Origin of the sequence: Burkholderia sp. LMG 13014 (genome assembly GCF_905232215.1) — a bacterium.
GTDB lineage: Bacteria > Pseudomonadota > Gammaproteobacteria > Burkholderiales > Burkholderiaceae > Burkholderia.
In genome coordinates this window covers 1-9,257 of record NZ_CAJNKE010000223.1, presented here as the reverse complement: position 1 = coordinate 9,257, position 9,257 = coordinate 1, and the positions used below count along the sequence as shown (strand labels likewise).

8 protein-coding genes are annotated in these 9,257 nt (G+C 66.0%); 3 read left to right on the top strand and 5 right to left on the bottom strand.

Annotation, left to right across the window (positions count from 1 at the left end; all coding sequences use genetic code 11):
• Positions 1-21: 21 nt before the first annotated feature.
• Together JYJ84_RS20700 and JYJ84_RS20695 are read right to left on the bottom strand one after the other, a co-directional pair.
• Positions 22-1,305, bottom strand: coding sequence for a cystathionine gamma-synthase family protein (locus JYJ84_RS20700; protein ID WP_175219025.1), 1,284 nt, complete (start codon positions 1,303-1,305; stop codon positions 22-24).
• A gap of 145 nt (positions 1,306-1,450) precedes the next feature.
• On the bottom strand, positions 1,451-2,341 hold the full coding sequence (locus JYJ84_RS20695) for a LysR family transcriptional regulator (protein ID WP_175219028.1): 891 nt from the start codon (positions 2,339-2,341) through the stop codon (positions 1,451-1,453).
• 137 nt (positions 2,342-2,478) lie between these two features.
• Between JYJ84_RS20695 and tam the strand changes: the two genes are divergently transcribed.
• Complete coding sequence (tam, locus tag JYJ84_RS20690) at positions 2,479-3,264, top strand: trans-aconitate 2-methyltransferase (RefSeq protein ID WP_175219030.1); 786 nt, start codon at positions 2,479-2,481, stop codon at positions 3,262-3,264.
• 40 nt (positions 3,265-3,304) lie between these two features.
• On the opposite strand, the gene JYJ84_RS20685 is transcribed toward tam, so the two are convergent.
• Together JYJ84_RS20685 and JYJ84_RS20680 are read right to left on the bottom strand one after the other, a co-directional pair.
• Positions 3,305-3,895: an N-acetyltransferase gene (locus tag JYJ84_RS20685; RefSeq protein WP_175219032.1), complete on the bottom strand. Its 591-nt coding sequence runs from the start codon at positions 3,893-3,895 to the stop codon at positions 3,305-3,307.
• A 170-nt stretch (positions 3,896-4,065) separates the two neighbouring features.
• Complete coding sequence (locus tag JYJ84_RS20680; protein ID WP_175219034.1) at positions 4,066-4,509, bottom strand: hypothetical protein; 444 nt, start codon at positions 4,507-4,509, stop codon at positions 4,066-4,068.
• A 136-nt stretch (positions 4,510-4,645) separates the two neighbouring features.
• Here JYJ84_RS20680 and JYJ84_RS20675 point away from each other — a divergent pair, with 136 nt between their 5' ends.
• The gene (locus JYJ84_RS20675) at positions 4,646-5,809 is read left to right on the top strand and encodes a porin (protein ID WP_175219036.1); all 1,164 of its coding nucleotides are present in this window, start codon (positions 4,646-4,648) and stop codon (positions 5,807-5,809) included.
• Positions 5,810-5,979: 170 nt separating this feature from the next.
• Positions 5,980-6,639 carry a M24 family metallopeptidase gene (locus JYJ84_RS20670; RefSeq protein WP_175219038.1) on the top strand — a complete coding sequence of 220 codons (660 nt, stop codon included), beginning with the start codon at positions 5,980-5,982 and terminating at the stop codon, positions 6,637-6,639.
• 102 nt (positions 6,640-6,741) lie between these two features.
• Here JYJ84_RS20670 and JYJ84_RS20665 read toward each other — a convergent pair whose 3' ends face one another.
• Positions 6,742-9,192 (bottom strand): phosphocholine-specific phospholipase C, encoded by a 2,451-nt coding sequence (locus JYJ84_RS20665; RefSeq protein WP_175219040.1) that lies wholly within the window; start codon positions 9,190-9,192, stop codon positions 6,742-6,744.
• Positions 9,193-9,257: the final 65 nt, after the last annotated feature.

Below are 9,257 nucleotides of genomic sequence, written 5' to 3'. Positions count from 1 at the left end.
ACGGAGCGCATGCCGCCCGCGTCAGCAATGCTCCAGCGCGTACGACAGGTCGGCGATCAGGTCGTCCGGATGCTCGAGCCCGACTGACACACGAATCAACCCTTCCGACACGCCCGCCGCAGCACGTGCATCGGCCGGCACGCCCGAATGCGTCGTCGATGCGGGATGGCAGATCAGCGACTCCGTGCCGCCGAGGCTGACGGCCGACTTGAAGAGCGTCAGGTGGTTGATGAACCTGAACGCTTGCTCGCGGCCGCCGTCGAGGATGAACGCGAACGTCGAACCCGGCCCGGTGCACTGGCGCTGGTAGACGGCCTGGTAGGCCGGATCGTCGATGAGCTCGGGGTGCAGCACGCGCACCGGCCGATGCGGATTGCCGGCGAGCCAGCGAGCGACGGCGCTGCCGCTGCGGGCGGCCTGCTGCATGCGCAGCACGAGCGTTTCCATCGAGCGGGTGATCATCCACGACGAATGCGGGTCGAGCTGCGAGCCGAGCGTGCTGCGGATCGAGCGGATCTTCGTGATCAGGTCGCGGGTGCCCGTGACGCCGCCGGCGACGAGGTCGCTATGCCCGCCGATGTATTTCGTCAGCGAGTACACGCTCAGGTCGATGCCTTGCCGCGACGGCTTCTGGTACAGCGGCCCGAGCAGCGTGTTGTCGCAGACCGACAGCGGGCGATAGCCGTGGCGTGCCTCGAATGCATCGATCTCGCTGCGCAGCCCGTCGAGGTCGAACAGCGCGTTGGTCGGGTTGGCGGGCGTCTCGATGTAGCACATCCGCACGTTGCCCTTTTGCGCGGCCGCTTCGAGCGCGGCGCGGATCGCGTGGGTGGACAGCCCGTCGGCAATCACTTCGGCGCGAATGCCCCACTCGGGCAGGAACTTCGAAATCAGCGTCTCGGTGCCGCCATACAGCGGCACGGACTGGACGACGCAGTCGCCCGGCCGCAGGAACGTCAGCAGGATCGCGGCGATGGCCGACATGCCGCTCGACGTCACGACGGCCGCTTCGGAATCGTCGAGCAGGGCGAGGCGATCCTCGACGATTTCCAGGTTCGGGTGATTGAAGCGGCTGTAGACGAGGCCCGCGCCTTCGCCTTCGGGCGAAGGCTTGCGCCCGGCCACGACGTCGAAGAATTCGGCGCCGTCCTCGGCCGTGCGGAACGCGAAGGTCGACGTGAGGAACACGGGTGGCTTCACGGATCCTTCCGACAGGAACGGATCGTAGCCGTACGACATCATCTGGGTTTCGGGATGGAGTTCCCGGCCTGCAATCGTGCGCTTGTGATAGTTGCGATAGGCCATGCAGTGCTCCGTGCGGGATGGTGAGGGACGGCCGTTGCAGCGGTGGCATGACGCGTGCGGTGCCGGGTAGGCACCGGGCGTCGCGACCGTGTGTGGCGATACTACCCCGAAGGCGCTGCTTCGTGACGCGCCCCTGACACGATCGTCAGGGTGTCGCCTGTTCGACGATCATGTCGTACAGCGCACGCGCGGCCGGCGACAGTTGCGCGCTTTTGCGCGTGACGAGCACGAGCGTGCGCGACACCGCCGGCTCGGCGAGCTCGATCGTGCGGATCATCGGATACGCGTTCTTCTGGATCGCGAGCTTCGGCACCACGGCCGCACCGAGCCCTTCCGCGACGAGCCCGAGCGCTGTCGAACTGCGCTGCACTTCGTAGAACGAATGCAGCGATACGCCGCTCGTCTTCAGTGCGCCGTCGAGCAGCCCGCGATTGCCGCTCACTTCTCCGGCGAAGATCAGCGGATGCGGCTGTAGCGCCGCCCAGCGAATGCGCCGCCGCTTCGCGAGCGGATGATCGTCGCGACATACGAGCACGTATGGATCGCTCGTCAGCGGCACATTGACGAGCTCGGGATGCTGGTCGCCGGCAATACCGATGCCGAACTCGGCCTCGCGATGCAGCACGGCCTGCAGCACCGACGCCGACGCGTGATCGAGGATCTTCACGCGATCGTGCGGCCGGTGTGCGGAGAACGCGCGCAGGATGCGCGGCAGGTATTGCACGCCGACCGTCGGCACGCATGCGATCGTGACGTCGCCGCGCTGGCTCAGGCCGGTTTCGCGAATTTCGGTGAGCGCGTCGGACAGCTCGTTCAGCAGCCGGCGTGCTTGCGGCAGGAAGCGGCGGCCGATTTCGGTGAGTGTGGTGCGGCGTGTGGTGCGCTCGACGAGCGCGACGCCGAGAAAGGTCTCGAGCTTGCGCAGCCGCTGCGTGATGGCTGTCTGCGTGACGTGCAGCGTGTCGGCTGCCTGCCGGAAGCTGCCGCCGTCGGCGATCGCGACGAAGGCCTGGACACCGAGCGTATCGATTTTCATCAGATATTTGAATCAATCACGATATTAAATTCATTTTACTGAACGTCGTGACGATCGCAGAATGCGGTGCATCGACGGCCACCGGCATCCCATCCGCGTAGAAGGCGAGGCCGTCCACGCCGACCAGGAGAAACGACATGACGACCCCACTCGATCGATACGCTGCCCAGTACGTGCAATTCGAGGACGAACGCACGCGGCCGATCCGCGATCTGCTGGCCGCCGTGCCGAACACGCCGATCCATACCGCGATCGACATCGGCTGCGGGCCCGGCAATTCGACGGAGGTGCTGATCGCGCGTGCGCCGGACGCCACGGTTCACGGGATTGACGCGTCGGCGGACATGATCGACGCCGCGCGCAAGCGCCTGCCGGACTTGCGTTTCGATGTCGTGGATATCTCCACCTGGGACGATCCGGGCGGCTACGACCTGATTCTCGCAAATGCGGTGCTGCAATGGGTGCCCGCGCACGACACGCTGTTTCCGTCGCTTGTCGGCCGGCTCGCGCCGGGTGGCCATCTTGCGGTGCAGATGCCCGACAACCTCGACGAACCCGCGCACCGGCTGATGCGCGAGGTCGCCGCGGCCGGGCCGTGGGCGGACAAGCTGAAGGGTGCAGCGCGCACCGAGCGGTTCGATGCACGTTACTACCACGCGCTGCTGTCGCCGCTGTGCTCGCGTGTGGACGTGTGGCGCACGACCTACTACCACCCGCTGCGCGGCGGTGCCGATGCGGTCGTCGAATGGTTCAAGGGCAGTGCGCTGCGGCCGTTCCTCGCGGCACTCGACGACGGCGAGCGCGCGGCGTTTCTCGCACGGTATCGCGATGCGATCGCGGGCCCGGACGGCTACCCGGCGCTCGCCGACGGCACCGTGCTGCTGCCATTCCCGCGGCTGTTCATCGTCGCGACGCGGACATGACGCGGCCATGATTCGGCCGTGACGCGCGGGCGGTGGTGCGTCAGCGCACCGGCCGCATCGATTCCGGGTCGACCGTGCGGATTCGTGCGGTCTGCCCGTCGCGCAGGTCCTTGTACCAGAACAGCGCCACTTCACCGTCGTTCTCGTCGTCAGCGTACAGCAGGCGATCGTGTCCACCCAGCACGAAGCCCGCGCGCGCATACGTGCTGCACGCGGCGACATTGTTCGACTGCGTCTCCAGCCGCATGAAGCCGAACCCGTGGCTGCGCGCCCAGGATTCGGCGGCCGCCAGCAGCAACTGCCCGATGCCTTGCCGCCGGCAGTGGCGGTCGACAGCCAGCTCCGCGATCTCGGCCATCCCGTTCCAGCTCTGGCCGATGGCCACGAACCCGGCGAGCCGGCTGCCGGCCGTTGCGCGAAAAAGCGCCGTCTTGCCCGTCGCCTCGTCCGCCCAGCCGGCCGGATCGAAGCCGTAATTCTTGCGGCGCGCCGGCAGCGCGCGGAGATCGAGCAAGTCCTGATACGGTGCGTTCAATTCCCAGGCGATGTCGAACGAGAAGTCGCATCGGTCCAGTTCGTCGGCGGGCAGCCCGCTCGTCTGTTCGATGCTGATGTGTTCGGCTCGGTCCATGTGTCGGTGTCCTGTCTTCTACGGGATGCGTGGTGGTGTCCGTGATGCGATTGCCGGCGTCGTGATGTGCGCCGCCGCGCGTTTGTTCTTGCTTCGATTGTTTGCGCCCGCACAATTCGCCATGGGCGAGACCGGCACAGACGGGCTGCTTCCGTGACGGCGGAACGCGGTCAGGCAATGGACCGGACGGCCGCGCAAACGTGTGCGGGGTTCGCGCGCCGGCTGAGGCGCTCGTTCAACCGACTGATTATGCGGGATTTCGGCGTTGCCCCCGTACTCGCCTCGCTGAGATGACGGCCGTCGCGTGTCTTGTCGTCGATCCGGATGGCCGTCGATCGCATGTGGATGAAAGACGACAGGAACCCGAATAATTGTTTACCGTTTGGTGACAACTCGATATATTCCGAAAAATACATCGAAGGTCGTGGCGTCGTCAGGCGCCACGTCGTCCACCCGCTCCACGAAAGCCGGAAGAGATTCTGACCTGCATCGCCGGAGCAACGCGTCGTCGCGGCATGCGCTACCGGAGCGCACGCTTTTCGACGCTGCAACACGAGCGGCCGCCCCGCGGCATGCCGCTTCAGCAAGCCCACACTGGCATCGAAACGGAACATCGTGCACGCGCATGAGGCGTTCGTGCGTGCGGCGATCCGGTGGCTTGCGCTCGTTCATCAGTCGGTTCTTCGTCAACACGCCGCGCGTCACGCTGCGACGCAGGCGCGCGCGTCAACAACAAAAAAGGAAGTGAGCATGAAAAAGACCATCGTGGCCGCGGCCGCACTCGGGATGTTCGGCACCGTCGCGCACGCACAAAGCAGCGTGACGCTCTACGGTTTGATCGATGCGGGTATCACGTACTCGAACAAGGTCGCGACGACGGGCGGGCACGGCAAGCTCGTCAAGTACGGTGACGGCGTCGCGTCGGGCAGCCGCTGGGGCATCCGCGGCACCGAGGATCTCGGCGGCGGGCTGAAGGCATTGTTCGTACTGGAAAACGGCTTCAGCAGCGGCGACGGCTCGATCGGCCAGGGCGGCGCGATCTTCGGCCGGCAGGCGTTCGTCGGCCTGTCGAAGAACGGCATCGGCTCGCTGACGTTCGGCCGCCAGTACTCGTTCTCCACCGACTACATTGGCGCGAACTATTCGATGGGCAGCCAGACGCCGGCCGGCAACTACGCGTATCACATCAACGACCTCGACCAGCTGACGTCGAGCCGCATCAACAACGCGGTGAAGTTCCAGAGCGCGAACTTCGCGGGGCTCACGTTCGGCGCGATGTACGGCTTCTCGAACTCGACGCAGTTCGCGGGCACGCCGACCACGACCGGTGCGAACGGTTCGCAGGGTTCGTCGAGCGCGTACAGCCTCGGCGCGAACTACGCGCAAGGGCCGTTCGGCATCGGTGCCGCATACACGAACATCCGTTTCCCGAACGGCGCGCAGCCTGCGTTCGGCGTGAGCATCGCGAACATCAACACGCAAGGGTTGCGCGACCTCGAGACGGTCGGCGTCGGCGCACGCTATGCGATCGCGTCGGCCCTTGTGTGGGCCAACTGGACGCATACGAAGTTCGTGCCGCTGTCGGGCGAAACGTCGAAGCTGAACAACTACGAAGTCGGCGGCCGCTATGCGTTCACGCCGGCCCTGAGCGGTGGGCTCGGCTATACGTTCTCGAAGCTCGACGGCCGCTTTGACGGCAAGTGGCACCAGGTCAATGCCGCAGTCGACTATGCGCTGTCGAAGCGCACGGACGTGTACGTGAGCGCGGCCTACCAGAAGGCGTCGGGCAGCAACACGATCAACGGCCGCGTGGTGCCGGTGCAGGCAGAGATCGGCTCGTCGGGGTCGTTCATCGGCAACGCGGGCGCAAACACGCAGTTCGTCACGCGGATCGGCCTGCGTCACAAGTTCTGATCTAGCGCACACACACGCGAACGGGCGCTCCATCAAGGGCGCTCGTTTTTGCTGTGGCATACGACGGAGCACGGTTCGGCATCGATTGGCGAATCGATATATTCTCATGTGCATATCGAAACGACGAACGTTCGATCCCACCCCCCTTTCACCCGCACGGGAGCACCATCTTGAATTCGACGCAACGCGAAGCCGTCGGCGAAGCCTTTTCGCTCGATGCGATGCAGCACGCAAGAACCATGACATGGCAGGCCGTCGACGCGATCGCCGCGGGCATCCGGCCCGGCATGCGGGAATCGGAGGCCAACGCGCTGGGGTTGAGCGTGCTGAAGGATCTCGGGATGGACCGGATCTGGCATCCGGTGCTCGTCCGCTTCGGCGAAAACACGCTGCGCACGTTCAAGGAGCGCTCGGTGGCGGACCCCGTCCTCGCGGACGACGACATCTTCTTCATCGACCTGGGCGCGGTGTGGGCGAAGCATGAAGGCGATGCGGGCGCGACCTTCGTGTGCGGCGGCGATCCCGACATGCATGCGTGTGCACGAGCGGCGCGCGCGATCTACGACGAGGTCGAACATCACTGGCGCACCACCGGCTGCGCAGGCATCGCGCTGTACGAATTCGCCGCGCAACGCGCCGACGCGCACGGCTTCCGGCTGAACGTCGACATCAAGGGGCATCGCGTCAGCGATTTTCCGCACGCGATCTACAAGGCCGGCAATCTCGGCGACTTCGATGCCGCGCCGGCGGCCGGACTGTGGATCCTCGAAATCCAGATCGCGCACCCGACGCGGCCGTTCGGCGCGTTCTACGAAGATCTGCTCGTCTAGCGCGTGCTGCATGGCTGGAAAAGCATTCGGGCGCAACGTGGTACGTCGCGCCCGAATGCATGTCGGCCCCATGCAGAAGGCCGACACGGTCTGGCCATGCCGTCAGATGGTGATCGTGACGGGGCCCGCGAGCGGCGTGTAGCCGTCGTCGAACAGGTACCACGCATCGTACTGCCCCGACGCCAGCGTGCTGTTCGCCGTGGACGAGAACAGCAGTGATCCGGTGCTCTTCGGCAGGTACGCCCACGACTTGTAGCTGCCCTTGGTCGGCTGCGCGCCATGCGCAAAGATGCCGACCCAGTTCTTCGGGCTATGGCTCCACGGCGGCGCGACGTAGTCGAAGCGCAGCGTGCCGAACGTCGAGCCCTGCGACGCGAGCGACGCGACGAACTTCTTGCCGGTATTGCCGATCGCCGAATCCGTGAGCAGCGCGCCGGATTGCGTCTGCACGCAGCCGGCCACCCGGCGCAGGAAGTTCGGGTCGTTCGCGTCGCGGATGCTGGCGTCGTACCAGCCGCCGTCGCCGTACCACGTGACGGCCTGCGTCGCGCCGGCGGCGACGGTGAACGACTGCCGCGTGTTCATCCCGTAGGCGTTGTCGGTGAGCTGGAACGTCGTCGCGCTGGAACCCGCAGAGTTGTCGAGCGTGATCTGCACGTTGCCGTTCGCGACGTCGTAGCACAGGCTGATTTCGGCGGTCGATCCCGTGTTGCCGGATGAACCGATGCTGCCGCGGAACGTCTGCAGGAAGCCGTTCGGGCCGTAGACCGAATAGTCGTAGCTGCCGTTGCTGTTCAGCGCGAGCGAATCCGACAGGTTCGCGCACTGGGTTGCGCCGGCCGCGATCGTGTAATGCCGGGGGATCGTGCTCGTGCCGTCGACCCACGCCTGCAGGTGCACGCCGGCGGTGCCGGTGTTGGTCATCGTCAGCGCCAGCGCGTTGCCGGCGCGGTTGACCTTGCCTTGCACGAAGAACTCGTACGGCAGGCGGCAGGCGGTGCTGCGGCCGGCCGTTTGCGCCGGCACCGCGGTGGTGGTCGGGTACGGGATCAGGACGGCCGGGCCGTTCGGGTTCATGTTGCTCGCCGGCGGCTGGATCGCGGGAACGGTCTGGTCGGCGTTCGAGAAATCGAAGGCCGAGGTCAGGTCGCCGCACACCGCGCGTCGCCACGGCGAGATATTGGTCTCCTGAAACCCGAATCGCGCTTCCAGGAACCGCACCACCGACGTGTGATCGAAGACCTGCGAATTCACCTTGCCGCCCTTCGACCACGGCGAGATCACGAACATTGGCACGCGCGGCCCGAGCCCGATCGGTACGTCGCCGCTGGCCGAGCCGTCCGAAGCGCTGCCGCTGCTGGCGACGAATTCCGCGGCCGTCGACACGGTCGACTGCCCGGTGCCGGCCGCGGCGCTGGCCGGCACGGCGGGCGGCACGTGATCGAACAGGCCGTCGTTCTCGTCGTACATCACGAGCAGCACCGTGCTGGCCCAAACCTTCGGATTCGACGTCAGCGCGTTCAGCACGTTGCTCACGTACCATTCGCCGCCGCTCGCGGCCCACGACGGATGCTCGCAGTACGCGTAAGGCGCGGCAATCCACGACACTTGCGGCAGCGTGTCGTTCGCGACGTCGGCCTGCAGCTGGCTGAACAGGTTCGTGTCGTATTCCTTGCCGCCGCCGCTCGGGTCGATCTGCGTGCCGTTGAGCGCGGGCGCGAGCGGATCGTTGGCGCCGAGGTTCTGGTATTGCTTGAAGTTGAGGACGATGTTGTCGCCGTAGTTGCCGTTCCACCACAGCGTGCTGCCGGCGCTGTTGGAATTGCCGTACGCGTGGCCGGAATCCAGGCCGTTGCCCTTGTCCTGGTAGAACTTCCACGTGACGCCGGCGGCGTTCAGCCGTTCCGGCAAGGTCGTCCAGCCGGTGCCGGTCATCGTGTTGTCCGTGTACGGCGAATAGCCCGGCACGTTGCCGCAGCAGCCGGTCCACAGATACAGCCGGTTCGGATCGGTCGGGCCGAGCATCGAGCAGTGGTAGTCGTCGCATACCGTGAACGCGCTCGCCAGTGCGTAGTAGAACGGGATGTCGTTCTGCGTGAAGTAGTACATCGTGCCGCTGGTCTTCGCGCCGGTCCAGTTGTCGTAGCGGCCGTTGTTCCACGCGCTGTGCGTGGTGCCCCAGTCGTGAGGGAGGTCGCCGTAGTAGGTGTCGCCGTTCGCCGTGCCGGACGGCGGCGACGGGTTGAACGGGAACACGTAGGACAGCAGCCAGGGCTGGCGCCACACCGGATACCCGCTCGAAATCACGACCGGGCGCGGATCGCCGAAGCCGCGTGCGCCGCCCAGCGTGCCGAGGTAGTGGTCGAACGAACGGTTTTCCTGCATCAGGATCACGACGTGCTTCACGTCCTGGATCGTGCCGGTGACGGTGGCGGCCGGAATGGCCTGCGCGCGCGCGATGCTTTCGGGCAGCATGCCCGTGATCGCGGTGGCACCGGCGAGCTTCAACGCATCGGCGAGGAATTGGCGTCGGGTTGTGGGTTTGTTTTGCATGATCGCTCTCTGTCGTGGATGGCTGGCCTCGCGGCCGGCGTCGGTCAGTGGCACGCGCTCGCGCA

Bases quoted from the DNA above. Each gene is read 5' to 3' on its own strand.
- JYJ84_RS20665 (WP_175219040.1), bottom strand. From the start codon at position 9,192: ATGCAAAACAAACCCACAACCCGACGCCAATTCCTCGCCGATGCGTTG.
- JYJ84_RS20680 (WP_175219034.1), bottom strand. From the start codon at position 4,509: ATGTTCCGTTTCGATGCCAGTGTGGGCTTGCTGAAGCGGCATGCCGCG.
- JYJ84_RS20685 (WP_175219032.1), bottom strand. From the start codon at position 3,895: ATGGACCGAGCCGAACACATCAGCATCGAACAGACGAGCGGGCTGCCC.
- JYJ84_RS20695 (WP_175219028.1), bottom strand. From the start codon at position 2,341: ATGAAAATCGATACGCTCGGTGTCCAGGCCTTCGTCGCGATCGCCGAC.
- JYJ84_RS20700 (WP_175219025.1), bottom strand. From the start codon at position 1,305: ATGGCCTATCGCAACTATCACAAGCGCACGATTGCAGGCCGGGAACTC.
- tam (WP_175219030.1), top strand. From the start codon at position 2,479: ATGACGACCCCACTCGATCGATACGCTGCCCAGTACGTGCAATTCGAG.
- JYJ84_RS20675 (WP_175219036.1), top strand. From the start codon at position 4,646: ATGAAAAAGACCATCGTGGCCGCGGCCGCACTCGGGATGTTCGGCACC.